The sequence below is a fragment of the Streptomyces sp. NPDC007907 genome, assembly GCF_042959365.1.
Taxonomy (GTDB): Bacteria; Actinomycetota; Actinomycetes; order Streptomycetales; family Streptomycetaceae; genus Streptomyces; species Streptomyces indiaensis.
The window spans coordinates 587,042-611,813 of the sequence record NZ_JBIBKR010000001.1 but is presented as its reverse complement, the minus strand read 5'-3'; the positions used below and the strand labels follow the sequence as shown (position 1 = coordinate 611,813).

General features: G+C 72.2%; 27 protein-coding genes. 17 read left to right on the top strand and 10 right to left on the bottom strand.

The window, feature by feature from the left end; all coding sequences use genetic code 11:
• Positions 1-121 precede the first annotated feature (121 nt).
• From ACFZDI_RS02825 to ACFZDI_RS02810, 4 genes are read left to right on the top strand one after another with little or no spacing between them, the layout of a single operon-like run.
• Complete coding sequence (locus ACFZDI_RS02825) at positions 122-1,033, top strand: ATP-binding cassette domain-containing protein (RefSeq protein WP_391247301.1); 912 nt, start codon at positions 122-124, stop codon at positions 1,031-1,033.
• Positions 1,030-1,770, top strand: a complete 741-nt coding sequence (locus ACFZDI_RS02820) for an ABC transporter permease (protein ID WP_391247299.1) — start codon at positions 1,030-1,032, stop codon at positions 1,768-1,770. Before ACFZDI_RS02825 ends, ACFZDI_RS02820 begins: the two co-directional genes overlap by 4 nt.
• Positions 1,767-2,933 carry a histidine kinase gene (locus tag ACFZDI_RS02815; protein ID WP_391247297.1) on the top strand — a complete coding sequence of 389 codons (1,167 nt, stop codon included), beginning with the start codon at positions 1,767-1,769 and terminating at the stop codon, positions 2,931-2,933. Before ACFZDI_RS02820 ends, ACFZDI_RS02815 begins: the two co-directional genes overlap by 4 nt.
• The gene (locus ACFZDI_RS02810) at positions 2,930-3,544 is read left to right on the top strand and encodes a response regulator (protein WP_391247295.1); all 615 of its coding nucleotides are present in this window, start codon (positions 2,930-2,932) and stop codon (positions 3,542-3,544) included. The genes ACFZDI_RS02815 and ACFZDI_RS02810 overlap by 4 nt, the downstream gene beginning before the upstream one ends.
• A gap of 89 nt (positions 3,545-3,633) precedes the next feature.
• Here the strand turns inward: ACFZDI_RS02810 and ACFZDI_RS02805 are convergent, their stop codons facing one another.
• Both ACFZDI_RS02805 and ACFZDI_RS02800 read right to left on the bottom strand, forming a co-directional pair.
• Positions 3,634-4,485, bottom strand: a complete 852-nt coding sequence (locus tag ACFZDI_RS02805; RefSeq protein ID WP_234846149.1) for a transglutaminase-like domain-containing protein — start codon at positions 4,483-4,485, stop codon at positions 3,634-3,636.
• A gap of 30 nt (positions 4,486-4,515) precedes the next feature.
• Positions 4,516-5,538 carry a GNAT family N-acetyltransferase gene (locus ACFZDI_RS02800; RefSeq protein ID WP_234846148.1) on the bottom strand — a complete coding sequence of 341 codons (1,023 nt, stop codon included), beginning with the start codon at positions 5,536-5,538 and terminating at the stop codon, positions 4,516-4,518.
• A gap of 140 nt (positions 5,539-5,678) precedes the next feature.
• On the opposite strand from ACFZDI_RS02800, the gene fdxA reads away from it, so the two are divergent.
• Complete coding sequence (gene fdxA / locus ACFZDI_RS02795; RefSeq protein WP_003973842.1) at positions 5,679-5,999, top strand: ferredoxin; 321 nt, start codon at positions 5,679-5,681, stop codon at positions 5,997-5,999.
• Positions 6,000-6,119: 120 nt separating this feature from the next.
• A complete protein-coding gene (locus tag ACFZDI_RS02790; RefSeq protein WP_391247292.1) occupies positions 6,120-7,211 on the top strand; it encodes a bifunctional succinyldiaminopimelate transaminase/glutamate-prephenate aminotransferase in 1,092 nt (363 codons plus the stop codon).
• A 112-nt stretch (positions 7,212-7,323) separates the two neighbouring features.
• Here ACFZDI_RS02790 and ACFZDI_RS02785 read toward each other — a convergent pair whose 3' ends face one another.
• Together ACFZDI_RS02785 and ACFZDI_RS02780 are read right to left on the bottom strand one after the other, a co-directional pair.
• Positions 7,324-7,770, bottom strand: a complete 447-nt coding sequence (locus tag ACFZDI_RS02785; protein ID WP_391247290.1) for an ATP-binding protein — start codon at positions 7,768-7,770, stop codon at positions 7,324-7,326.
• 430 nt (positions 7,771-8,200) lie between these two features.
• Positions 8,201-9,121 carry a heavy metal transporter gene (locus ACFZDI_RS02780; RefSeq protein ID WP_234846144.1) on the bottom strand — a complete coding sequence of 307 codons (921 nt, stop codon included), beginning with the start codon at positions 9,119-9,121 and terminating at the stop codon, positions 8,201-8,203.
• Positions 9,122-9,266: 145 nt separating this feature from the next.
• On the opposite strand from ACFZDI_RS02780, the gene dapE reads away from it, so the two are divergent.
• Together dapE and ACFZDI_RS02770 are read left to right on the top strand one after the other, a co-directional pair.
• Positions 9,267-10,346 carry a succinyl-diaminopimelate desuccinylase gene (gene dapE / locus ACFZDI_RS02775; protein ID WP_234846143.1) on the top strand — a complete coding sequence of 360 codons (1,080 nt, stop codon included), beginning with the start codon at positions 9,267-9,269 and terminating at the stop codon, positions 10,344-10,346.
• Positions 10,347-10,465: 119 nt separating this feature from the next.
• Positions 10,466-11,224: a TIGR00730 family Rossman fold protein gene (locus ACFZDI_RS02770; RefSeq protein WP_234846142.1), complete on the top strand. Its 759-nt coding sequence runs from the start codon at positions 10,466-10,468 to the stop codon at positions 11,222-11,224.
• A gap of 141 nt (positions 11,225-11,365) precedes the next feature.
• Here the strand turns inward: ACFZDI_RS02770 and folP are convergent, their stop codons facing one another.
• Complete coding sequence (folP, locus tag ACFZDI_RS02765; protein WP_234846141.1) at positions 11,366-12,226, bottom strand: dihydropteroate synthase; 861 nt, start codon at positions 12,224-12,226, stop codon at positions 11,366-11,368.
• Between the two features lie 143 nt (positions 12,227-12,369).
• Between folP and ACFZDI_RS02760 the strand changes: the two genes are divergently transcribed.
• Together ACFZDI_RS02760 and ACFZDI_RS02755 are read left to right on the top strand one after the other, a co-directional pair.
• Positions 12,370-12,759, top strand: a complete 390-nt coding sequence (locus ACFZDI_RS02760) for a DivIVA domain-containing protein (protein ID WP_391247287.1) — start codon at positions 12,370-12,372, stop codon at positions 12,757-12,759.
• On the top strand, positions 12,756-13,358 hold the full coding sequence (locus tag ACFZDI_RS02755; protein ID WP_308287394.1) for a DNA-3-methyladenine glycosylase I: 603 nt from the start codon (positions 12,756-12,758) through the stop codon (positions 13,356-13,358). The genes ACFZDI_RS02760 and ACFZDI_RS02755 overlap by 4 nt, the downstream gene beginning before the upstream one ends.
• Positions 13,359-13,435: 77 nt before the next feature.
• Here the strand turns inward: ACFZDI_RS02755 and ACFZDI_RS02750 are convergent, their stop codons facing one another.
• Positions 13,436-14,239, bottom strand: coding sequence for an enoyl-CoA hydratase-related protein (locus ACFZDI_RS02750; protein ID WP_361119928.1), 804 nt, complete (start codon positions 14,237-14,239; stop codon positions 13,436-13,438).
• A gap of 67 nt (positions 14,240-14,306) precedes the next feature.
• Between ACFZDI_RS02750 and ACFZDI_RS02745 the strand changes: the two genes are divergently transcribed.
• Both ACFZDI_RS02745 and ACFZDI_RS02740 read left to right on the top strand, forming a co-directional pair.
• Complete coding sequence (locus ACFZDI_RS02745) at positions 14,307-14,471, top strand: hypothetical protein (RefSeq protein ID WP_391247284.1); 165 nt, start codon at positions 14,307-14,309, stop codon at positions 14,469-14,471.
• A gap of 153 nt (positions 14,472-14,624) precedes the next feature.
• The gene (locus tag ACFZDI_RS02740) at positions 14,625-14,792 is read left to right on the top strand and encodes a DUF3117 domain-containing protein (RefSeq protein WP_003966491.1); all 168 of its coding nucleotides are present in this window, start codon (positions 14,625-14,627) and stop codon (positions 14,790-14,792) included.
• 117 nt (positions 14,793-14,909) lie between these two features.
• Here the strand turns inward: ACFZDI_RS02740 and ACFZDI_RS02735 are convergent, their stop codons facing one another.
• Entirely contained in the window at positions 14,910-15,608 is a 699-nt protein-coding gene (locus ACFZDI_RS02735) for an O-methyltransferase (RefSeq protein WP_276616026.1), read from the bottom strand.
• 162 nt (positions 15,609-15,770) lie between these two features.
• Between ACFZDI_RS02735 and sigE the strand changes: the two genes are divergently transcribed.
• The 5 genes from sigE (at position 15,771) to ACFZDI_RS02710 (ending at position 21,426) form a co-directional block, all read left to right on the top strand.
• Positions 15,771-16,544: an RNA polymerase sigma factor SigE gene (sigE, locus tag ACFZDI_RS02730; RefSeq protein WP_234846136.1), complete on the top strand. Its 774-nt coding sequence runs from the start codon at positions 15,771-15,773 to the stop codon at positions 16,542-16,544.
• Positions 16,541-17,584 carry a zf-HC2 domain-containing protein gene (locus tag ACFZDI_RS02725; RefSeq protein ID WP_391247282.1) on the top strand — a complete coding sequence of 348 codons (1,044 nt, stop codon included), beginning with the start codon at positions 16,541-16,543 and terminating at the stop codon, positions 17,582-17,584. The genes sigE and ACFZDI_RS02725 overlap by 4 nt, the downstream gene beginning before the upstream one ends.
• A gap of 132 nt (positions 17,585-17,716) precedes the next feature.
• Positions 17,717-19,855, top strand: a complete 2,139-nt coding sequence (locus tag ACFZDI_RS02720) for a trypsin-like peptidase domain-containing protein (protein ID WP_391247280.1) — start codon at positions 17,717-17,719, stop codon at positions 19,853-19,855.
• Between the two features lie 223 nt (positions 19,856-20,078).
• Positions 20,079-20,528 (top strand): sec-independent translocase, encoded by a 450-nt coding sequence (locus tag ACFZDI_RS02715; protein WP_234850126.1) that lies wholly within the window; start codon positions 20,079-20,081, stop codon positions 20,526-20,528.
• Positions 20,529-20,754: 226 nt separating this feature from the next.
• Complete coding sequence (locus tag ACFZDI_RS02710; protein ID WP_391247278.1) at positions 20,755-21,426, top strand: hypothetical protein; 672 nt, start codon at positions 20,755-20,757, stop codon at positions 21,424-21,426.
• A 133-nt stretch (positions 21,427-21,559) separates the two neighbouring features.
• On the opposite strand, the gene ACFZDI_RS02705 is transcribed toward ACFZDI_RS02710, so the two are convergent.
• Genes ACFZDI_RS02705 through ACFZDI_RS02695 form a run of 3 tightly spaced genes read right to left on the bottom strand, consistent with a single transcriptional unit; the run spans position 21,560 to position 24,609 of the window.
• A complete protein-coding gene (locus ACFZDI_RS02705; RefSeq protein WP_234850128.1) occupies positions 21,560-22,693 on the bottom strand; it encodes an Mrp/NBP35 family ATP-binding protein in 1,134 nt (377 codons plus the stop codon).
• Positions 22,694-22,736: 43 nt separating this feature from the next.
• Positions 22,737-23,336 (bottom strand): DUF1003 domain-containing protein, encoded by a 600-nt coding sequence (locus ACFZDI_RS02700; protein WP_234850129.1) that lies wholly within the window; start codon positions 23,334-23,336, stop codon positions 22,737-22,739.
• Positions 23,326-24,609, bottom strand: coding sequence for a magnesium transporter MgtE N-terminal domain-containing protein (locus tag ACFZDI_RS02695; protein WP_234850130.1), 1,284 nt, complete (start codon positions 24,607-24,609; stop codon positions 23,326-23,328). The genes ACFZDI_RS02700 and ACFZDI_RS02695 overlap by 11 nt, the downstream gene beginning before the upstream one ends.
• Positions 24,610-24,772: the final 163 nt, after the last annotated feature.

Here is a 24,772-nt window from a genome sequence, read left to right as displayed (position 1 = left end):
GAGCCCCCGCCCGGTGCGGACGGGGGCTCTCGTCGTCATCCCGTCGGCATGACACCTGTCATGCGGCAGTCCGGACATCGGGCACTGCCCCCGCCCGCACTCCCGAAGCCACGATGTCCGTATGACAACGACAGCCTCGGTGGTCGCGTTCGACCAGGTGAGCAAGGCATACGGCAGCGTCCGCGCGGTGGACGCACTGACCCTGGACCTCAGGCCGGGGGAGACGGTGGCGCTGCTCGGTCCCAACGGCGCCGGCAAGTCCACCACCCTCGACCTCCTGCTCGGCCTGAAGAATCCTGACAGCGGCACGGTCCGGCTCTTCGGTACCAGCCCCCGGGAGGCCATCGTCGCCGGGCGGGTGGGCGCCATGCTGCAAAGCGGCGGCCTCATGGGCGAGGTCACGGTCGCCGAACTGGTAGGGCTCGCCTGCGACCTGCACCCGAAGGCCCACCGGCCCTCCGAGGTGCTGTCCCGGGCGGGCATCACACAGATCGCCGGCCGCAAGGTCGACAAGCTCTCCGGCGGCCAGGCCCAGCGCGTCCGCTTCGCCCTCGCCACCGCAGGCGACAGTGACCTCGTCGTCCTGGACGAACCCACCACCGGCATGGACGTCACCACCCGTCAGGGCTTCTGGGCCACCATGCGCGAGCAGGCCGACCAGGGCCGGACCGTCCTCTTCGCCACTCACTACCTGGAAGAGGCCGACGCCGTCGCCGACCGGGTCCTCGTCCTGCACCGCGGCCGGCTCCTCGCCGAAGGCACGGCCGCCGAGATCAAGGGCAGGGCGGGCGCCCGCAGGATCTCCTTCGACCTGGAGCGGACCATCGACGAGGCGGCCCTGCGCGCCCTGCCCTGCCTGACCGGCATCGACATCTCCGGCCGGACCGTGCGCATCCAGTCCTCCGACGCCGACGCCACCGTCCACGCCGTGTACGGCCTCGGTGTCTTCCCCCGCAACCTGGAAGTCGCCGGACTCGGCCTGGAGCAGGCCTTTGTCGCCATCACCACCGCCGAGGAGGCGAAGTCCAAGTGAACAGCCTGATCAAGCTGGAACTCACCCGCGCCCTGCGCAACCGCAAGTTCCTGTTCTTCTCCGTGATCTACCCGTCGGTGCTGTTCCTGATCATCGCGGGCAACGCCGACAGCACCACGAAGGTCCCCGGCAGCGACCTGACCCTCCCGACCTACATGATGGTCTCCATGGCGTCCTTCGGCGCCCTCACGGCCGTCCTCATGGGCAACAGCGAGCGCATCGCCAAGGAGCGCGAGGGCGGCTGGATACGTCAACTGCGCCTGACCACGCTGCCCGGCCGCGGCTACGTCCTCGCCAAGACCGCGAGCGCCGCCGTCGTCAGCCTGCCGTCCATCGTCATCGTGTTCGCCGTCGCCGCCGCCGTGAAGGGCGTGACCCTGGACGCCTGGCAGTGGCTGGCCCTCACCGGCGCGATCTGGGCCGGCAGCCTCGTCTTCGCCGCGCTCGGCGTCGCCCTCGGCTACCTCGCCAGCGGGGACGCGGTCCGGCCGATCACGATGATCACCTACTTCGGCCTGTCCATGCTCGGCGGTCTGTGGATGCCCACGACGACCTTCCCGGACTGGCTCCAGGCCGTCGCGAAGTGGCTGCCGACGCACGCGTACGCTGCCCTCGGGCAGGCCATCGAGCAGAGCCGGGCCCCGCACGTCCAGGACCTCGCCGTCCTGGTGGTGTCGTTCGTCCTGTTCGCGGGTGGCGCGGCCTGGCTGTACCGGAAGGACACCCTGAAGGCGTGAACGACGTCGGCGTCGGTATCGGACAGCGCCCGGTCAACCGCCGGCAGCGCGTGGTGAAGTCGCTGTGGACCGGCATCTGGCTGGTCTACCTGAGCGCCCCCGTCAGCGACCTGCTGCACGGCGGCCACAGCACCGGTGTGCGGATCCTCGGCTGGCTCGGCCTGGCCGCGTTCGTCACCTGGTACATGCTGCTGGTGTTCCGCACCGGCCGCGGTGAGCGCAACGGCCTGGTGCTCGGCTCGCTCGGGGTCCTGGCGGCCCAGTCCACGCTCCTCGCCCTCACCCTGGGCCGCGAGTGGATGGTGCTGTTCGTGTACGTGTCGATCGCGTCCGGCGCCGCCCTGCCGCTGCGCATGGCCCGCTGGACGGTCCCGGGCGCCTGCGCGGTGCTGACCGCCGTGGCGTTCGCCGTACCGGACGGACACTCCTACCTGGCGGGGCTGCTCATCCCCGCCCTGCTCGGCGGTTTCGCGATGACCGGTGTGCGCGAACTCGTCCGGACCACCATCGCCCTGCGCGAGGCCCGGGCCACCGTCGCCCAGCTCGCCGCCAACGAGGAGCGCCTGCGCCTGGCCAGGGACCTGCACGACCTGCTCGGCCACTCCCTGTCCCTGATCACGCTGAAGAGCGAGCTGGCCGGGCGGATGCTGCCCGACCGTCCCGACGAGGCGGCCCAGCAGGTCGCCGACATCGAGCAGGTCAGCCGCCAGGCCCTGGTCGACGTACGGGAGGCCGTCACCGGTTACCGCCGCCCCCGCCTGAACGCCGAACTGGCCGGTGCCCGGGTCGCCCTGACCGCGGCCGGCGTCACCGCCGAACTGCCCGCCGAACCGGGCTTCGACGGTGTGCCCGAGGAGAGCGAGTCCGCCCTGGCGTGGGCGCTGCGCGAGGCCGTCACCAACGTCGTACGGCACAGCGGCGCCCGCCGCTGCACGGTCGAGCTGGTGCGCCGTCAGACCCTCGACGGGCCGGTGCTGGAACTCACCGTCGAGGACGACGGCTCGGGCGGCACGGGCACCGGCGACGGCAACGGCCTCGCGGGTCTGACCGAACGCCTCACCAAGGCGGGCGGCACCCTGGAGGCGGGCCCGTTCAAGTACGGGTTCCGCCTGGTCGCCCGCGTGCCCACGGCCGGACCGGCGGACGTAGGATCCCCCGCATGAGCCGCACGATCAAGGTCCTGCTCGCCGAGGACCAGTCGATGGTCCGCGAGGCCCTGGCCGCCCTGCTCGGCCTGGAGGAGGACATCGAGGTCGTCGCCCAGGTGGCCCGCGGCGACGAGGTCCTGGAGGCGGCCCGTGCCCACGGCGTGGACGTGGCCCTCCTGGACATCGAGATGCCCGGCGCGACGGGCATAGAGGCCGCGGCCCGTCTGCACGCCGAACTCCCGGTCGTGAAGCTGGTCATCCTCACCACCTTCGGCCGCCCCGGCTACCTGCGCAGCGCGATGGAGTCCGGCGCCGACGCCTTCCTGGTCAAGGACGCCCCCGCGGCCCAGCTCGCGGAGGCGATCCGCAAGGTCCTCACCGGCGAACGCGTCATCGACCCCACCCTCGCGGCAGCGGCCCTCGCGGAGGGCGCCAACCCGCTGACGGACCGCGAGCGCGAGGTCCTCCGGGCGGCTTCCGACGGCTCCACGAACGCGGAACTGGCGGCGACCCTGCACCTCTCCCAGGGCACGGTCCGCAACTACCTCTCCACGGCGATCCAGAAACTGGCGGTACGAAACCGCGCGGAGGCGGTCCGCGTGGCACGTGAGAAGGGCTGGTTGTAGACCGGCCCCGAAAGGGCGCGGGGAACTGCGCGACCAGCCCCCACGCACCCGCACACGCACGACCACGGAACCCCTACGGCGAGGAGGCGTCAGTTGAGCCTCGCCCTGGCCGCCAAAGCCTCCCCCCGCACCCGCTCAGCGGCCCCTTCGTCCACCGCCGAGACCACCTCCGCATAGGCCTCCAACTCCAAGGCCCCACCGAGAAACTCCCCCCGCTGCACCAGCAACCGCGCCCGCTCGTACCGCAACCGCGCCGGATGGGACGGCAGCAGCAGCGACAGCTCCACCGCCCACAACGCCACGTCCGACCGCTCGGGCCGGGCCGCCGCCCACGCCCGCACGTTGTTCAGGATCCGCAGCACCACGTCCAGCGGATCGGCCGGCCGCAGCATCGACGGATCGATCCCCGCCCCCGTGGCCCCGGCCACCAGCACCTCCGCATCGGCCCCGCTCAGCACCCGCCCCCCGTCGAACGGATCCGCCAGCACCTGCCCCTCCTCGGGCCCGAACCCGACCACGAAGTGTCCCGGCAGGGCCACCCCGTACACCGGCGCCCCCGCCCGCCTGGCCACCTCCATCCACACCACGGACAGCAGGATCGGCAGCCCCCTGCGCCGCCGCAGCACCTCGTGCAGCAGCGACGACTCCAGACGTTGGTAGTCGCCCGGGGTGCCGTGGAACCCCATCCGCTCACCGAGCAGTTCCCGCAGGGCCACCGCCCACGCCCGCGGCCCGGCCGGCCGGTACGGCAGCAGCCCGGCCAGCCGGTCCAGCTCGACCTGTGCGGCGTCCAGGCCCGCCTCGTCCAGCTCCCGGTCCGCCTCCGCCCCCACCAGCAGGCACAGCGTCGACAGGTCGGGCCGCTCGGAGCGGGCCTCCTCGGCGAACCGCCGCCGCAGCTCGGCGGAGCGTTCCGGGGACGGGGGGTACGGGGGACGCATGACTGGCTCGTGCCCTCTCACGACGATCGGTTACCGGCCGTTTCCGGTGCCGTCGGCATCCGGTGCCCGGTAGTGGTGGTAGGCGTGGTGCGCGGAGAAGCCCATCCCGGCGTACAGCGCCCGCGCTCCCGCGTTGTCGGCCTCGACCTGGAGCCACGCCGCCGACGCGCCCTCGTCGAGCGCCCGGCGGGCCAGCGCGGCCATCACGGCCGTCGCGAGACCCCGCCGCCGCAGCGCCGGATCGACCTCGACGGCGGCGAACCCGGCCCACCGCCCGTCCACGACGCACCGTCCGATGGCGGCCGGGGGCGCCCCCTCGGCCGCCCCGGGCACGGTCGCGAACCACACCGACGGCCCGCTCGCGAGCACCCGCAGCGCCACCTCGCTCACGCCCTTGCGCTGGTACCGGGCCAGCCACCCGTCACCGGCCTCCCGGGACAGCACGACCTCGTCCGGGTCGCCCAGGTCGGCGACCGGCGCCAGTGGCCCGACCCACAGCTCGGCCGTCACCTCCCGCACCCAGCCCCGCCGCTCCAGCTCCGCGCAGAGCAGCTCCTGCGTGCCCTCGGCCCCGGTCGCGGTCTGGACGTAGGCGGGCAGCCCGCGCTCGCCGTACCAGCGCCGTACGGCCGCGAGCGCCTCGTCGAGCGGCACGCCCGGCTCGCCCAGCGGCAGCACCGAGTTGGCCCGCCGGGTGAATCCCGACGCGGCCCGCAGCTCCCACTCGCCGAGCCGTTCGCTCTCCACGGGCCGCCAGGCCCGCGCGGCGACCCGGGCCAGCTCCTCGTAGGAGGCGGCCGGACCGCGGCGACGCGCCGGTGCGGGCGGCACGGTCTTGCCCGCGACCAGCGCCGATTCCGCGATGCGGACGCTCTCGCCGCTCTTGCGTGTGATGAGCAGCACACCGTTGTCCCATGATGTGAGAACACCGACCGTGTCGGTGAACTTCTCACCCGGAGCCTCATGTTCGATCAAGCTCCGCACGGAGACCCGTTTGCCCACGTCAGCAGCGGTGATACGGACCTCGAGTCGCCCGGCGGCAGAGATTTCCACAGGTCAGTTCACCCCTCCTGTTCGGATCATGCCCAGGAACGGAGATACTAGGGGCGGGCATCGACGACGCCGCGCTCCCGCGCGCCAGGCGGCGGAGCCTGAGGAGGCCCGCCAGCGCCCTATCGAGGAGGAACGACAGCGTGACCTACGTCATCGCGCAGCCTTGTGTCGACGTCAAGGACAAGGCGTGCATCGAGGAGTGCCCGGTCGACTGCATCTACGAGGGCCAGCGGTCCTTGTACATCCACCCGGACGAATGCGTCGACTGTGGTGCCTGTGAGCCGGTCTGCCCGGTTGAGGCGATCTTCTACGAGGACGACACTCCCGAGGAGTGGAAGGACTACTACAAGGCGAACGTCGAGTTCTTCGACGAGCTCGGCTCGCCGGGCGGCGCCAGCAAGCTGGGGCTGATCGAGCGCGACCACCCCTTCGTCGCCGCGCTGCCGCCGCAGAACCAGTAAGAGCGGCCCGCACTCCGTGCCGCCTCGGTCCCGTACGGCCCGATCACCCGCTGATCGCCGTACGGGGCCGAGGCGTTTGCCGTCACCGGCTCGTACGTACCAGAAAGTGAGCCAGAACCCGTGTCCGCAGTCTCCGACCGCTTGCCCACCTTCCCCTGGGACAAGCTGGCCCCGTACAAGGCCACGGCAGCCGCCCACCCGGACGGCATCGTCGACCTGTCCGTCGGCACCCCGGTCGACCCGGTGCCCGAGCTGATCCAGAAGGCACTGGTGGCCGCCGCCGACTCGCCGGGCTACCCGACCGTCTGGGGCACGCCCGAGCTGCGCGACGCGATCACCGGCTGGGTGGAGCGCCGCCTCGGCGCCCGGGACGTCACGCACCACCACGTGCTGCCGATCGTCGGCTCCAAGGAACTCGTCGCCTGGCTCCCGACCCAGCTGGGCCTCGGCCCCGGCGACCGGGTGGCCTACCCGCGCCTGGCCTACCCGACGTACGAGGTCGGCGCACGGCTGGCCCGCGCCGCGTACGAGGTCTACGACGACCCGACGGAGCTGGACCCCGAGGGTCTGAAGCTGCTCTGGCTGAACTCCCCGTCGAACCCCACCGGCAAGGTCCTCTCCAAGGAGGAGCTGACCCGGATCGTCGCCTGGGCCCGCGCCCACGGCGTCCTGCTCGTCTCCGACGAGTGCTACCTGGAGCTGGGCTGGGAGGCCGACCCGGTCTCGGTGCTGCACCAGGACGTCAACGGCGGCTCGTACGACGGCATCGTCTCCGTGCACTCCCTCTCCAAGCGCTCGAACCTCGCGGGCTACCGCGCGGCCTTCCTGGCCGGTGACCCGGCGGTCCTCGGCCCGCTGCTGGAGATCCGCAAGCACGGCGGCATGATGACGTCGGCCCCGACGCAGGCGGCGGTGATCGCGGCCCTCGGCGACGACGACCACGTCCGCGTCCAGCGCGAGCGCTACACCTCCCGCCGTGAGCTGCTGCGCGAGGCCCTGGTCACCCACGGCTTCCGCATCGAGCACAGCGAGGCCAGCCTCTACCTGTGGGCCACCAGGGGCGAGTCCTGCTGGGACACGGTCGACCACCTCGCCAAGCGCGGCATCCTCGTGGCCCCCGGCGACTTCTACGGCCCGGCGGGTGCGGAGTTCGTCCGCGTGGCGCTGACGGCGACGGACGAGAGGGTGGCGGCGGCCGTCCGGCGTCTGTGAGCGCCGCCGAGCACGCCGAAGGGGTCCAGGAGCGCTCCCTGAGCCCTGCCGAGCACACCGAAGGGGTCCGGGGAAGCTCCCCGGACCCCTTCGGCGTTGTGACACGGGTGGGTCAGCCGACCGGCAGGCTCTTCACCGGCAGCGAGTCCGCGGACGGCACGCCGCCCTTGGGAAGGGAGTTCGTCGGCAGACCGCCCTTGGCCGGACGGGCCGTGTCGCCGACGAGCCGACCGGCGGAACCGGCCGCGTCACCGGCCGCCTTCTGCGCGACGGGCGTGGTCTTCTTGACCGTGTTGCCGCTGGTCTTGCCCGCGTCCGGCACCGCCTTCTCAACGGTCTTGCCGCCGGTCTCGCCGGCGGACTCGGTGCCCTTCTGCGCCGCGCCGTCGACGGTGTTGCCGACGTTCGCCCCGTCCAGGGCGGTCAGGCCACCGAGGTTCGGGCTGGCGGGCAGCTCGGGGGCCGCGCTGGCGGAGCCGGCCGCACCGACCCCGGCAGCCGCTCCCGCAGCGACGATCAGCGCGGCACGGGCGATACGGCGGGTCAGGGGGAGGGACATGGTGCTCCTTCGACGGGAGAGAAAAGTGGGCTTTGTGAAGTGTCCGACCGGGGCTGGCAGTTGATCGACCGGCTGTCGAGCTCCCCGGCTCGGACGCAGTGACTACCGCTCGAAGCCCGCGAAGGTTGCGGCGCCGCAACGTAAAGAGTTGGCAATGCGTCGCATAATCGGCTGCGGATAAAAACGGGCAAAGAGGCGTTCGCCGGAAAGCCTGCCGAATCCTTCCCGCCCTGTGCCGCCAAGGAATTTCCCGGCCTCCCGGGTGAGGGTGTGAAAACCTGCGCACACCGTCGCGGCCGGGCCGTGCGGGTAATCCCCGCGGGTGAGTCCCCGCACCCCTGTGCGATCTAGGGCCTGTCGTTTGGATCATGACGCAGACGCGGGGCACAGATGCTGCCGATGCCCTGCGCCATCATCCAAACGACAGGCCCTAGCCCATCGTGACGATGCGGACGGCGTCCGCGTTCCGCTCCGACCCCGCGGTGCCCTTCGCGGCGGGGTCCCGCCACTGGCTGGCGGTGTTCCCTGCGACCCACTCGCGTCCCGCGTAGGTGACGCGCGCGATGTGCAGCTCCGAGGCGTTGGCCACGGCCCAGTGCGCCAGCTGCCAGCCCCGCCGGTCGGCGCTCCGCCCGGCCGTCGCCCCCGTGTCGGCGGTCACCGGCAGTGTCACGGTCCGCCCACCGGTCCCGCCCGCGGCGCTCGGGGACGGCGTGGGCGCGGCCGTCGGCGCACCGCTCACCTCGGCCCCGGCCGGCTCCAGCACATCGCGCCCGAAGTCCCGCACGAGCGCGGCACGCACCCCGTCCGGGCCCGAGGCCCGGGTCGCGGCCGGGCGGCCCTCACAGGTCAGCGTGGCCGCCGACTGCCCGGTCAGGGCCGCGGCAAGCAGCGCGGCGTCCGGTTCGTGCTTGGCGTAGGCCTGCGGGAAGCCGCTGCGCTGCACGCGCTGCGCGGCGACGGTGAGCGGCAGCCGGGTGTAGCCGGGCACCTTGACCAGGTGCTCGTAGAACTCACCGGCCGAGTACGTCGGGTCCATGATCTCCTTCGGCGTTCCCCAGCCCTGCGAAGGCCTCTGCTGGAACAGGCCGAGGGAGTCCCGGTCGCCGTGCCTGATGTTGCGCAGGGCCGACTCCTGCAGCGCGGTCGCCAGCGCGATGGTCACGGCCCGCTCGGGCAGCCCGCGCGCGGTCCCGACCGCGGTGATCGTCGCCGCGTTCACCGCCTGCTCGGGCGTGAACTCGTACGACGCCCCGTCGCCCTTGCCCGAGACGACCTTGCAGCCCGGTCCGCCCGAGCCCCCGGTGATGTACTGCACGACGACGTAACCGGCGACCGCGAGCAGGGCCACGAGAGCGGCTCCGCATCGGAAGAGGCGGCCACGACGCTGGGGAGAGGACGACTCTGGCACGCCGTACAAGGTACTGGAGAGTACGGAGTGGTATGAGCCGGGTGGGAAGAGTGAGGGCGCAGCCCGGCGCGTTAGGGTCGACGGCATGGCCGACACCTCGCTTGACCTCACGCTGGACGCCGCGCAGCTCACCGCACGGCTCGTCGACTTCCGCTCCGAGAGCGGCACCGAGGAGCCCCTCGCGGACGCGATCGAGACCGCGCTGCGCGCGCTGCCCCACCTGACGGTCGACCGGTACGGCAACAACGTCGTGGCCCGCACGAACCTGGGCCGCTCGGAGCGGGTGATCCTGGCCGGCCACATCGACACCGTCCCCGTGGCGGACAACGTCCCCTCCCGGCTCGACGAGGACGGCGTCCTGTGGGGCTGCGGCACCTGCGACATGAAGTCCGGCGTCGCCGTGCAGCTGCGCATCGCGGCCACGGTCCCCGCGCCCAACCGCGACCTGACCTTCGTCTTCTACGACAACGAGGAGGTCGCCGCGGAGCTGAACGGCCTCAAGCATGTCTCCGAGGCGCACCCCGAGTGGCTGGAGGGCGACTTCGCGGTGCTGCTGGAGCCGTCGGACGGCCAGGTCGAGGGCGGCTGCCAGGGCACGCTGCGGGTGCTGCTGAAGACCACGGGCGAACGGGCCCACTCGGCACGCGGCTGGATGGGCTCCAACGCGATCCACGCCGCGGCCCCGATCCTCGCCCGCCTGGCCTCCTACGAGCCCCGCCGGCCGGTCATCGACGGCCTGGAGTACCGCGAGGGCCTCAACGCCGTGGGGATCGGCGGGGGAGTGGCCGGCAACGTGATCCCCGACGAGTGCGTCGTCACCGTCAACTTCCGCTACGCCCCCGACCGCACGCCCGAGGAGGCCGTCGCACACGTCCGTGAGGTCTTCGCGGACTGCGGGGTCGAGGAGTTCGAGGTCGTCGACCACAGCGGCGCGGCGATGCCCGGACTGTCCCACCCGGCGGCCAAGGCGTTCATCGAGGCGGTCGGCGGCACCCCGATGCCGAAGTACGGCTGGACGGACGTCTCCCGCTTCTCCGCGCTCGGCGTCCCCGCCGTCAACTACGGCCCCGGCAACCCCCACTTGGCGCACAAGCGGGACGAGCGCGTGGAGGTCACCAAGATCCTCGCGGGCGAGGAGCGCCTGCGGAACTGGCTGACCGCCTGAGCCCGCCGGACCCCCCACGGGTTTACGCCGCTGCATCGCGGACATGCTCACGTCCCTCGTTCGTAACCCGCGTAGATCTACGCTGAGGTGGAAAGACAGGCACGACGGAGGGAGCGCACATGGCGACCGGCAACCCCGAGGGGAAGAAGCAGCCGCCGGAGGAAAAGCGCCTGGGCCCGGTCCTCCAGAGGCGGGACCAGGTGCAGGCCAGCACCACCGACCAACGGCTGCTGGACGAGCGGGCCCCCTCCGACTGGGTCCACACCGACCCCTGGCGGGTGCTGCGCATCCAGTCGGAATTCATCGAGGGCTTCGGCACGCTCGCCGAACTCCCGCCCGCGATCAGCGTGTTCGGCTCGGCCCGGACCCCGGCGGACTCGCCCGAGTACGAGGCGGGCGTCCGGCTGGGACAGGGCCTGGTCGACGCGGGGTTCGCCGTCATCACCGGCGGCGGCCCGGGCGCGATGGAGGCGGCCAACAAGGGCGCCCTGGAGGCGAAGGGCATCTCGGTCGGCCTCGGTATCGAACTGCCGTTCGAGCAGGGGCTGAACCCGTACGTCGACATCGGCCTGAACTTCCGCTACTTCTTCGTGCGGAAGATGATGTTCGTCAAGTACGCGCAGGGCTTCGTGGTCCTGCCCGGCGGCCTCGGCACCCTCGACGAACTCTTCGAGGCCCTCACGCTGGTCCAGACCCAGAAGGTCACCCGGTTCCCGATCGTCCTCTTCGGCACCGAGTACTGGGGCGGCCTGGTCGACTGGCTCCGCGACACGGTGATCGCCCAGGGCAAGGCGGCGGAGAAGGACCTGCTGCTGTTCCACGTGACGGACGACGTGGACGAGGCGGTGGCACTGGTGTCGAAGGAGGCGGGCAGGTAGGGGTCTGTTCCGGCCCGGCCTCCTGTCCGACCGTGTCAGGCGAGCGAGCCGGGCTTGCTGTCCGACCGATTCGGGCGGCGGATGGACACAGGTACCAGGGGGTCCAGGGGTCCAGGGGGCGGAGCCCCCTGGTACCCGGGGCTAAGCCAACCCCCGCCGGGCGACGGCAGGACGCCCATGCCCCGCGATCGCCGAGACCATCTCCAGTACCTGCCGCGTCTCCGCCACCTCGTGCACCCGGTACACCTGCGCCCCCAGCCACGCCGACACCGCCGTCGTGGCCAGCGTCCCCACGACCCGCTCCTTCACGGGCCGGTCCAGCGTCTCCCCGACGAAGTCCTTGTTGGACAGCGACACCAGCACCGGCCAGCCGGTGGCGGCCATCTCGTCCAGCCGCCGCGTCGCCTCCAGGCTGTGCCGCGTGTTCTTCCCGAAGTCGTGCCCCGGGTCAATCATGATCGACTCCCGCGGCACGCCCAGCGCGAGCGCCCGCTCGGCCAGCCCGACCGTCACGTCCAGGATGTCCGCCATGACGTCGTCGTACTCGATCCGGTGCGGCCGCGTCCGCGGCTCCGCGCCGCCCGCGTGCGTGCACACCAGCCCCACCCGGTAGCGGGCCGCGACCTCCGCGAGCCCCGGATCGACCCCGCCCCACGCGTCGTTCAGCAGGTCGGCGCCGGCCTCGCACACGGCCGCGCCGACCTCGGCACGCCAGGTGTCCACGCTGATGATCACGTCCGGGAACCGCCGCCGTACCTCCGCGACGAACCCGACCGTCCGCCGGGCCTCCTCCTCGGCCGTGACCTCCTCGCCCGGCCCGGCCTTGACCCCGCCGATGTCGATGATCGCGGCACCTTCTGCCACCGCCCGCTCCACCCGCGCGAGGGCCGGCTCGTCGCGGAAGGTGGCGCCCTGGTCGTAGAAGGAGTCCGGAGTGCGGTTCACGATCGCCATGATCACCGGCTCGTGTGTTCCGAATTCCCGCTTGCCCAGCCTGAGCATCCCCTGTGACCTTTCCTGGTACGACCCGTCTTCCGCCGCCTGCGACCCTAACCGGCGCGCTCGCATGGCACGATCGGAGCCTGACAACATCCGACTCGGAGGACGTCCGCAGCGTCCGATCCGTCCGCCGTGGGGGCCCCGCGATGGTTATGTTCCTGTTCCTGGTCGTCGCGCTCGCCGTCGTGGTCGCCGCGGTGACGCTCGCCGTGGTGGGCGGCGGCGAGAACGCCCCGCTGCCCGAGGCGGTCCCCGAGCGGCTGCGGGATCCGCTGCCCCCGGACCGGCCGGTCGACCGCGCGGACGTCGAGGGACTCCGCTTCCCGCTCGCCGCCCGCGGCTACCGCATGGCCGACGTGGACGACGCCCTGAGCCGCCTGGGCGCCGAGCTCGCCGAGCGCGACGCCCGCATCGCCGACCTGGAGTCCGCCCTGGCCGGTGCCCGGTCGGCCGCCGACCAGGGGCCGGTCCACCCGGCGGCGACCGGGGAGAACCACGTCTCCATGGACAAGCCGCGGCGGGAGGACCGGCCGTGAGCGACGGCGCCGCCCTGGCCGGCCCGGACGGCGCGCTGCGCTGCCCCTGGGCCCTGTCCGCCCCCGAGTACGTCGCCTACCACGACGAGGAGTGGGGCCGCCCCGTCCACGGCGACGACGCGCTCTTCGAGCGGCTCAGCCTGGAGGCCTTCCAGTCCGGCCTGTCGTGGATCACCATCCTGCGTCGCCGCCCCGGCTTCCGTGCCGCCTTCGCCGACTTCAAGATCGCCGCGGTGGCCGCCTTCACCGACGAGGACCGCGAGCGCCTCCTGGCCGACGCGGGCATCATCCGCAACCGCGCCAAGATCGACGCGACCCTCGCCAACGCGCGTGCGCTGACCGAATGGTCCCCGGGCGAACTGGACGCACTGATCTGGTCCCACGCCCCCGACCCGGCCGGCCGCCCGGCCCCCAGGACCCTGTCCGACGTCCCACCGGTCACCCCGGAGTCGACGGCCCTGTCCAAGGCCCTGAAGAAGCGAGGCCTCCGCTTCGTCGGCCCCACCACGGCGTACGCCCTGATGCAGGCGTGCGGACTGGTCGACGATCACCTGGAAACCTGCGTGGCCAGGCGGGCCCCTTCAGCGGCGCGGAGCTGAGTCGATCCGCGGCTCCGCCGCGGGGCGCGATCCACCACACAGGTCCCGCAGCCCCCGACGGCGCTTGCGCCCCCGACTCAGCGGCCCAGATACTTCGGCTTCTCCTTGTTGACGAAAGCCTGCACCGCGATGGCGTGGTCCTCGGAGGAGCCGGCCCGGGTCTGGAGCTCGTCCTCCTTCTCCAGGGCCTCCTCCAGCGTGTGCGTGAGCCCGTACGCCACGGACTCCTTCAGCGCCGCGTACGCCACCGTCGGCCCGCCGGCCAGCGCCCGGGCCACCTTCTCGGCCTCCGCGCGCAGCTCACCGGCCGGCACCAGCCGGTTGGCGATGCCCAGCTCGTACGCCTCCTGCGCGCTGATGCTCCGCGGGAAGAGCAGCAGGTCGGTGGCGCGGCCCGGGCCGATCACCCGCGGCAGCGTCCAGGAGATCCCCGAGTCGGCGGTCAGTGCCACACCGGCGAACGAGGTGTTGAACGCCGCCGTGTCCGCCACGATCCGGTAGTCCGCGGCGAGCGCGAAGCCGAAGCCCGCCCCGGCCGCCACGCCGTTCACCGCGGCGACGACCGGCTTCGCCGCCCCCGCCAGCGCCCGCACGATCGGGTTGTAGTGGTCCCGTACGGTGCTCATGGTCTGCCCCGAGCCGGTCTCCCGGTCCTGGACCAGCAGCCCGATGTGCTCCTTCAGGTCCTGCCCGACGCAGAACGCCCGGTCCCCGGCGGCCGTCAGCAGCACCGCCCGCACGGCGTCGTCGCCCGCCGCCGATTCGACCGCCTCCCGCAGGGCGACCTTGGTCTCCACGTTCAGCGCGTTCATCGCCTCCGGGCGGTTCAGCGTGATCGTCGCGAGTCCGTCGCTCACCTCGTAGAGCACGGTGTCGGCCATGGCGTTTCCCCTCCGGGTCGCGGAACGGGGGCGTACCGGCCGGTACGCCCCGGGTCTGCAGGACAGCATGACGGAGATCGCGGACGAGGAACCGGGCCGGACGTGTGACCTGCGTCAAACAATTCTCGTCCGGATCGCTTCGGCGGAAGTGTGTGCGGTGGCGGAGTATCGCAGTCTCATCGCCGAATTGAGTGGTTTTGCTCGCGTGCGTTGCCCAAGCGATGCCGACTGATGTTGGTCATCGGGTCCTGGGATGCGGGATAATGGCCTGGAAGCAATGTGTTCGATGCCGGTGTCGCGTGTCCTGCCACAAGGGCCGCACGTGTGCCCTTCTCAGGGGCCGTCGGCTTTGACGATGAGCTGGGTTTCAGGAAGGGGAACGAGCATGGCGGCCATGAAGCCGCGAACGGGTGATGGCCCGCTCGAGGTGACCAAGGAGGGGCGGGGCATCGTCATGCGCGTTCCGCTCGAAGGCGGCGGTCGGCTCGTCGTCGAGCTGACCCCTGACGAGGCCGACGCGCTCGGCGACGCCCTCAAGAAGGTCGTCGGCTGACGCGCAAGCGACCATACCCTTTCAGTTGCCCCGGCATCACCTGTGGTGCCGGGGCGGCTGTTTTCCCACCGCTGACCGGCGCCTGCCCGGCCGTCGCTCCGCTGACGGACGACCCGGCTAGCGCTTCACCGCGCACAGCAGCCCGTCGCCCACCGGCAGCAGGGACGGCACCAGCTCCTGGCTCTCGCGCACCGCGCGCAGCAGTTCCCGCAGCCGCAGCACCTCCGTGGGCTGGGGACCGGAGTCCACCGTCCGCCCGTTGGCGAAGGCGCCCTCGAAGACGACCAGCCCGCCGGTGCGCAGCAGACGCAACGATTCAGCGAGGTAGTCCATGACCTCGAGGCGGTCACCGTCACAGAAGACCAGGTCGTAACCGGCGTCCGCGAGGCGGGGCAGCACATCCAGAGCCCGGCCCGGGATGAAGCGGGCCCGGTTGCTGGCGAAGCCGGAGGCGCGGAAGGCCTGCCGGGCGAACTGCTGGTGCTCCGGCTCGGGGTCCACGGTCGTCAGGACGCCGTCCGGCCGCATACCGTGCAGGAGGTGGATCCCGGAGACCCCGCAGCCCGTGCCGATCTCCGCGACGGCCTTCGCGTCGACCGACGCGGCCAGCAACCGCAGCGCGGCGCCCGTGCCGGGCGTCACCGAGCGCAACCCTGCCTCGCGGGCCCGGTCCCGGGCCCATTGCAGCGTTTCGTCCTCGGCGACATAGGCGTCGGCGAACGCCCAGCTCGTCTGCCGGTTGCCGGTAATGACCCTCTCCTGTCCCCGTGAATGCCTGGGCGTGACTGTATCCGTTGGGCACGGGAACCCGCAGATGGGACCGGTCGTTTAAAGGGACGAGCAAGTGGCGCGGGTCGTGACGGGGGGCAGGCAGTGGATCGGGACGCCGAGCAAGTGCCGACGCAGCAGTACGAGGCGTATCAGCACAGATCAAATTCTCGTAAAACCGCTTATCCGGTCCTAACGGGCGAGGTGGCTATGGTAGGGGCTCCACTGGACACCACCAGAGCTGACAGGGGAGGTGCGGCTGCGCCTGTGGATCGCGCAGGAGTGCTCCGGCGCTTCTTCGGACCGGCGGGCAGGCCGACATCTGTGAACGACACCGCTGCTGACCACAGTCACGCCGCTGACTTCGCCCAGACCGCGACCTTCACCACCGACGCGGACGGGCAGGCGTGGACTCCGCCCACGTGGGAGGAGATCGTCAGCACGCACAGCGGCCGGGTCTACCGGCTCGCCTACCGTCTGACCGGCAACCAGCACGACGCGGAGGACCTCACTCAGGAGGTCTTCGTCCGCGTCTTCCGCTCCCTGTCGACCTACACGCCGGGCACCTTCGAGGGCTGGCTGCACCGCATCACCACGAACCTCTTCCTGGACATGGTCCGCCGCAAGCAGCGCATCCGCTTCGACGCGCTCGGCGAGGACGCGGCCGAGCGTCTGCCGAGCAAGGAGCCCACGCCGCAGCAGGTCTTCAACGACGCGCACTTCGACGCGGACGTCCAGCAGGCCCTCGACACCCTCGCCCCCGAGTTCCGCGCCGCGGTCGTCCTGTGCGACATCGAAGGACTGTCCTACGAGGAGATCGCCGCGACCCTCGGCGTCAAGCTCGGCACGGTCCGCTCCCGGATCCACCGCGGCCGCTCCCAGCTGCGCAAGGCCCTCGCGCATCGCTCCCCGCAGGCGCGAGCCGAGCGCCGCTCCTTCGTGCCCCGTGTTCCCGCCCTGGGAGGAGGGGGCGCGAGCGCGTGAGCGGATCTCGGCCGAAAGCCTCCGAGGGTCACCTCGCAGAGCAGCATCTGGGAGACCGACTCTCCGCCCTGGTGGACGGAGAGCTCGGTCATGACGCGCGTGAGCGCGTACTGGCGCACGTGGCCACCTGCCCGAAGTGCAAGGCGGAGGTGGACGCCCAGCGCCGGCTGAAGAACGTCTTCGCGGAGGCGGCCCCGCCGCCCCCCTCCGAGAGTTTCCTGGCCCGCCTGCAGGGACTACCCGCGGGCGGCGGCCCGGACGGTGATGTCACACCGCCGGGCGGAGGAGGCCTGCCCGGAGGGCTGTCGGGACGGTTCGGATCGTCCGGGGTCTTCGGAGTGAAGCGCGGCGAGCGGTTCGACTTCGGGTACGCCCCCTCCCGGCCGCACCTGCCCGTCCTGCCCACGCCCCCGGTCAGCCGGAACCTCCCCTCCGAGGCCGGCGGCGGCCCGCTGTCCGGCCACCGGGGCCTCGCCTCCGGGAGGGGCTTGCGCATCCACGACGTCGTCCGGCCCGACGGCGACCGGTCCTCCTCGCGGCTGCGGTTCGCGTTCGTGGCCGCCGGTGCGGTGTCCCTGGCGGCGATCGCCCTGGGCGGCGTCACGGGCGGCACCCCGACCGATGCGGAGGCCCGCGGGGGCCAGGGCGCGGGGAGCAACGTGACACCCATGCGCACCCAGGGCACCGGCGCCGTGACGCCACCCGAGTCCCAGCGCCGCCGGACGGCGCCGCTGCTCGGGCAGGTGCACGGCGAGAGCCTGCTCGGCCGCGCCCCGGTCGCCCCGACCGAGGTCTCGGCCCCGCTGCTGCCCGGGGTACCGTCCGCCGCCCGGCACCACGCGATGCACGCGCTGACCGCCCCGGTGGTCGCCGGTGCCGCCGTCATGTCCCCGTTGATACGCCCGCTCGAGGCGGCCACTCCGGCCGCTCTGACCTCGTGGTCCGCGGTCCCCGAGATCACGGCTCCCCTGCTCGCCGTGCCCCTCGCGGACCCGACCTCGTCCCCCTCTTGGCCCGCCTCCCCGCGTACGGCTCACTGACCCGGCCTCTGCGCACCGGCCCGCGAACCTGATTGAATCCGGGGGTTGTCGCCCGCGGCCCAGGTGTGGCCGGGCGCCGGTTCGAGGGACTGCGGCCATCGCGACGAGCCGTGCCGCGGCTGTGGGGAGAGCATGAACGAGGGGAAGCCCACGAAAGCGAAGTGGTGGAGCCGTCCGCGACCGCAGGACCAGACGGGGGACCGGGAGGGAACGGACCCGCGCGTGGGAGAGGGCCGGGGCCTGACGGAGAACCAGGGCGTGGCAGAGGACCGGGCCGTGGCCGGTGGTCAGGGCTTGGCGGAGAGCTCGGGCGTGAGGGAGGCCCAGGCCGTGACGTGGAGCCGGGGCCGGACAGAGGACCAGGCTGTGGCCGAAGGGCAGGACCTGGCGGAAAGCTCGGGCGTGAAAGAAAGCCTGGCCGCGACGGAGAACCCCGCCGAAGAGGGCCAGGGCGTCGATGGTCTGCGCAAGGCGGAGTCGGCCCGGGCGGACCGTAGCGGCGGCGCCGACGGGGACTTCGAGCTGCCGCGCCCCGCGCCCCGGCCCGACGAAGACGGGGACTACGAGCTCAGGCGTCCCGAGGCGGTTCCGGCCGAGGCCGAGGGCGACTCCACCGCGCCGGCACACAGTGCGGCGAAGGCGGATGAGGCCGTGATCAACGGCGCTGCCCAGGCCGTTGCCCCGGTCCCCGCCGCACGGCAGCCGGACCAGCACGTCCCTGTCGCCGCCGCCTCACCTGCCGCGGCATCGCAGGAAGCTCCCAAGCCGCTGCACGACCCCGACCCGTACAGCACCCCGCCCTACGGCGAGCCCGGCCCCTGGGCGCCCGCGCCGCCCGTCCAGCACCCGGCGACCCCGGCGCAGGCAGGGGCGCTGCCGGGGCAGCCGGCCCTGCCGTCGGCCCAGGGCACGCCGCCCACCCCGGCGCCCGGGGTCCCGGCCCCCGCCGCGCACCCCACGGCCGCTCACGGGCCGGGCGAGACACCCACCGGCACCCCCGCCCCCGCCCCGGCCGCACCGCCCTACGCCGGTGTTCCGGCACCCGCCCCGGCCGCCGACCCCTGGCAGCGCTACGACCCCTGGGCGGCTCCCACCGCCGCCGGGGGACAAGGGCCCCTCCAGCAGAACGGCGCCGCCGTGCTCAGCACGGAGCAGCGCCGCAGGCGGGGCAGGAAGTCGCTCGTGCTCGGTGCCGTACTGCTCGCGGTCGTGTCCGGGGGCATCGGCGGCGCCGTCGGGACGTACCTGGAGCGCAACGGCGGCGTCGGGACCGTCGAGCTGCCGCAGGCCGGGAAGGAGACCACCGCCCGGGACGCGGACAGTGTGGCCGGGATCGCCGGGCGGGCCCTGCCCAGCGTGGTCACCCTGCACGTCAGCGGCGCCGACGAGCAGGGCACGGGGACCGGCTTCGTGCTCGACACCCGCGGACACATCCTCACCAACAACCACGTCGTGCAGCCCGCCGGTTCGGGCGGCGAGATCACCGTGACCTTCAACGGAGGGCAGACCGCCAAGGCCGAGGTCATCGGCGGGGACAGCGGCTACGACCTGGCCGTCGTGAAGGTGAAGGGCGTCAGCGGACTCACCCCGCTGCCCCTCGGCAACTCGGACAACGTGCAGGTGGGCGACCCGGTCGTGGCCATCGGCGCCCCCTTCGACCTGGCCGGCACCGTCACCTCCGGCATCATCAGCGCCAAGCAGCGGCCCATCACGGCCGGCGGTGAGAAGGGCGACGGCAGCGATGTGTCGTACGTCGACGCGCTGCAGACCGATGCGCCCATCAACCCGGGCAACTCCGGCGGGCCCCTGCTCGACGCCCGGGCCCGGGTCATCGGCATCAACTCGGCCATCCGCTCGGCGGAGAGCGGCGGCTCCGGGCAGGACAGCGGCCGGGCCGGTTCGATAGGCCTCGGCTTCGCCATACCGATCAACCAGGGCAAACGCGTCGCCGAAGAGCTGATCAACACGGGGAAGGCGACCCACCCGGTCATCGGCATCACCCTCGACATGGACTACACGGGCGACGGTGCCCGCGTCGCCGCCGAGGGCAGAGAGGGCGGCGCGCCGGTCACCGCCGGCGGTCCGGGCGCCAAGGCCGGGATCAAGGCGGGTGACGTCATCACGGAGGTCGACGGCCTGCGGGTGCACTCCGGCGAGGAACTGATCGTCAAGACCCGGGCGCACCGCCCCGGCGACCGGCTGGAGCTGACCGTCGAGCGGGGTGGCAAGGAGCGGAAGGTCTCGCTCGTCCTCGGATCCTCCGGTGGCTGAGACATGAGGTCCGTGACGCGCGGATTCGCCGCAACAGGTACACGAGGGACCGACAAGGCAAACAATCGGGAAAGCGCTCCCACCTCCCGCACCCGGAGGTCCCGGCACAGTACCGGTCGGACTGGATCGCCGGGTACCGTGGATCCGGCCCGGACCACGGCAAGACCCGCACCGACCACGAGGGCCGAGGACCGAGGACCGAGGACATCGCAAGGAGCTTCAGGTGTTCAATGACATAGGACCACTCGAGCTGGTGACGCTCATCGTCCTTGCCGTGCTCGTCTTCGGTCCGGACAAGCTCCCCAAGGTCATCCAGGACGTGACGCGCACCATCCGGAAGATCCGTGAGTTCTCGGAGAGCGCCAAGAACGACATCCGGCAGGAATTGGGCCCGGAGTTCAAGGACTTCGAGTTCGAGGACCTCAACCCCAAGACGTTCATCCGCAAGCAGCTGGACAACGAGGACCTGGGGCTCAAGGAGATCCGCAACGGCTTCGACCTGAAGAAGGAGATGGCCGAGGTCACCGACGCCGTCCACAGCCGTGACGCCGACCCCTCCTCGGCTTCGTCCACGGGCTCCGCCGGTTCCTCCGGCGGCCGCATCGACATGACGAAGAAGCCCGAGCCGTCCGCCCCGGACGACCGGCCGCCCTTCGACGCGGACGCCACCTGAGCGACCTGCTCAGGGGCGCCGCCCCTGGGCGCGTGACGCGTTTCATACTCCGGTCGGGCTGTCTACGGCCTGAACCGGGCGCCCGTGCGGCCCACGCGCCGGGCGGTTTCCCTGCTGCTCGCAGCGGTGTGGTTATGCTGCCCAGTTGTTGTGCGGACCGTGTCGAGTACGCCCGAAGGGGGGCGGGCCGTTCCGGTCCGACTAGAGCGAGGAGGCGTCCGGGCACATGGAGACGACGAGTCAGGCAGTCGCGCAGACGCCGGCCGCGGAGGGTGGACAACAGACCCCCTCCGCCCGGCGTACGGTCGACGGCTACCTGCGTGCGCCCTTCCCCTGGTACGGCCTCGACGAGGCCTTCACGGGGCCGCGCTGGCTGATGCAGGTCGGCACGACGGCCGACGGGGCCGTCGAACACGGGTCGATCGGACACGGGGACGAGCCCTCGGTGCGCAACGAGTACGCCGCCGGTGGCGATCTGGAATCCAAGGAGAAGTTCGCGGTCGTCGTGACCGTGGCCGCGAACCCCTCACGGCGTACGGCGGACGGTACGGGGCTGCTGGAGGCCACGTCGGTGTCGTCCGCGGCATGGCTCGCGGGCGTCGGACTGCTGTCCTTCACCTGGCCCGGGCAGATGGACCACGCGCTGCGGGACGACTGGCTGGAGCAGCAGACCGAGACGGCGTGGGTGCTGGCGGACGACCTCGACGGGGCCGACTGGTCGACGCTGTCGCTTCCCGTGGACGGGGTGCCGACGGCGTTCCACTACCGGGAGTCCGAGTTCGGGTGGGTGCTGGCCGGGTCCACGTCGGCTGGTGTGCATGTCGGGGCGTACGGCAGGGGTATGAGCGCGTATGGGCTCGGCTTCGCCGTGGTGAAGGACATCGCCGCGTACGCGTGAGCTCCGGGGCGCCGGTCGGTTTCGGCGCCCCTTCGCCGTGGTGTCTCGGCCCCGTGGGCGACTGCGGGTACGTCGTGGCTTGTCCCGTCAGTTCCCCGCGCCCCTGAGGGGGCTGCCCCAAGGGCGTTTCGATCTAGAACTTGTTCTTCGGGGTGATGCCCAGCGACAGGCCCGACAGGCCGCGCTGCCTGCCGCCCAGCTTGCCCGCGATCGCGCGCAGGGCCGACCCCGCCGGGGAGTCGGGGTCCGTGAGGACGACCGGCTTGCCCTCGTCGCCGCCCTCGCGGAGGCGGACGTCGATCGGGATGCTGCCCAGGACCGGGACGTTCGCGCCGGTCGTGCGGGTCAGGCCGTCGGCGACCAGCTGGCCGCCGCCCGTGCCGAACACGTCGACCATCTCGTCGCAGTGCGGGCAGGGCAGGCCGGACATGTTCTCGACGACGCCGACGATCTTCTGGTGGGTCTGCACGGCGATGGAGCCCGCCCGCTCGGCGACCTCGGCCGCCGCCTGCTGCGGGGTCGTCACGACCAGGATCTCGGCGTTCGGCACCAGCTGGGCGACGGAGATCGCGATGTCGCCGGTGCCGGGCGGCAGGTCCAGGAGCAGGACGTCCAGGTCACCCCAGTACACGTCCGCCAGGAACTGCTGCAGGGCGCGGTGGAGCATGGGGCCGCGCCAGACGACCGGGGCGTTGCCCGGCGTGAACATGCCGATGGAGATGACCTTCACGCCGTTCGCCGACGGCGGCATGATCATGTTCTCGACCTGGGTGGGACGGCCGTCGGCGCCCAGCATGCGCGGCACGGAGTGGCCGTAGATGTCGGCGTCGACGACACCGACCTTGAGGCCGTCGGCCGCCATCGCCGCGGCCAGGTTGACCGTCACCGAGGACTTGCCGACGCCGCCCTTGCCGGAGGCGACCGCGTAGACGCGGGTCAGGCTGCCCGGCTTGGCGAAGGGGACCTCGCGCTCGGTCTGGCCGCCGCGCAGTGCGGACGCCAGCTCCTTGCGCTGCTCGTCGCTCATCACGTCGAGCGTGACGTCGACACGGGTCACGCCCTCGACGGCGGAGACCGCGTCGGTCACGCGCTGTGTGATCGTGTCCCGCATCGGGCAGCCCGAGACCGTGAGGTACACGGTGACCGCGACCGCCCCGTCCGCGCCGATCTCCACCGACTTGACCATCCCGAGTTCGGTGATGGGCTTGTGGATCTCGGGGTCGTTCACCGTCGCCAGTGCCTCGCGCACCGCGTCTTCCGTAGCCATAAGGACGATGGTACGGCGCTGTACCGGTGCGTAGGAAAGCGTCTCAGCGGTCGTCTGCGTCACGTCCGGCTGACCGTTCCGCCGGGAATACGACGGGGTCGTGACGGTGGCCGTTCTGCCGTTCCTCCATCTCCTTGACCATGTCCTGCAGCTCCGAGCGGATCCAGTCGCGGGTGGCGACCTCGCCCAGGCCGATGCGCAGAGCGGCGATCTCGCGCGTCAGGTACTCGGTGTCGGCGATCGACCGCTCGTTCTGCTTGCGGTCCTGCTCCAGGTTGACCCGGTCCCGGTCGTCCTGCCGGTTCTGCGCGAGCAGGATCAGGGGGGCGGCGTAGGAGGCCTGGAGGGACAGCATCAGGGTCAGGAAGATGAAGGGGTACTGGTCGAAGCGCAGGTCGTGCGGCGCGAAGACGTTCCACACCACCCACAGGATGATGACGACCGTCATCCAGACGATGAACCGCCCCGTGCCCAGGAAGCGCGCGATGCGCTCCGACAGCCGCCCGAAGGCCTCCGGGTCGTACTCGGGCAGGAACCGGCGCCGGCGCGGCAGCGGCTGGTCGAGGCGGGTGGTGCGGGGCCGGGAGGCGGCCGTGGCGCCCGCCGGGGTGCGCTCGCGCGGGCTCTCGCGCTCAGGAACCATCGGTCGCCACCTCCTCGTCCAGGTGGAACTCCTGCTCCCGCCAGTCCTCCGGGAGCATGTGGTCGAGCACGTCGTCCACGGTCACCGCGCCCAGCAGCGACCCGGCCTCGTCGACGACGGGCGCCGCGACCATGTCGTACGTGGCGAAGAACCCGGCGATGGCCGGCAGCTCGGCCTCCGGGTCGAGCGGCTGCAGGTCGGTGTCCACGATCGAGCTGACCAGGGACGGCGGTGGTTCGCGCAGCAGCCGCTGGAAGTGGACCGTCCCCAGGTACTTGCCGGTCGGCGTCTCGTCCGGGGGCCGGCAGACGTAGACCTGCGCGGCGAGGGCGGGGGAGAGGTCGCGGTTGCGGACCCGGGCCAGGGCGTCGGCGACGGTGGCGTCCGGGCGCAGCACGATCGGCTCGGTGGTCATCAGACCGCCCGCCGTGCGGTCCTCGTACGACATCAGGCGGCGCATGTCGGCCGCGTCGCCGGGCTGCATCAGGCTCAGCAGCCGCTCCTGCTCGTCCGTCGGGAGCTCGCCCAGCAGGTCGGCCGCGTCGTCGGGGTCCATGGCCTCCAGGACGTCGGCGGCGCGCTCCTCCTTCAGCTTGCCGAGGATCTCGATCTGGTCGTCCTCCGGCAGCTCCTCCAGCACATCGGCGAGCCGGTCGTCGTCGAGGGCGGCGGCGACCTCGGCGCGGCGCTTGGCGGACAGGTGGTGCAGGACGTTCGCCAGGTCGGCCGGGCGCAGCTGCTCGAAGGTGGCGAGCAGGTTCTCGGCGCCCTGACCCTGTTCCTCCAGGGAGAACCCGGTGACGGCGGTCCACTCGACGGTCAGCGCCTCGCCCTTGGCCCGCCGGAAGGCACCGCCCTTCCTGCCCTTGCGGACGAAGACCCGGTCGATCTCCCACTCCCGGCGGGCGGGCAGCTGATGCACCGACAGGTCGAGGACGGTGACCTCCTCGCCGGTCTCGGTGAGCGTGACGCGCCGGTCCAGCAGTTCCCCGAAGACCAGCCGCTCGGTGGGCCGCTGCTCGAAACGCCGGACGTTGAGCACACCGGTGGTGATGATCTGGCCGGACTGGATGGCCGTGACCCGGGTCATCGGCAGGAAGATACGGCGGCGGGTGGCGAGTTCGACGACGAGGCCGAGCAGCCTCGGCGGTCGCTGCCCCACCCGCAGCATGACGACCAGATCGCGCACCCGCCCCACCTGGTCGCCGGCTGGGTCGAAGACGGCGACACCTTGGAGGTGCGATACGAAGATCCGGGGGGCGCCCGCTGCCATGGCCGCGGCTCCTTTTCGTGCGGGGTGGTTCGTGGCTGTCCGTGTGACTGTCTTTGTGCCTGTGTCTTCCGAATTGCCCGCTCGGGTGGGCTTCAGGCTAGCCCGTCCTGATCGGTGACGCGTGGGCGGCCGGTCTGGACGGACTGGCTCCGATCCGCCCGCA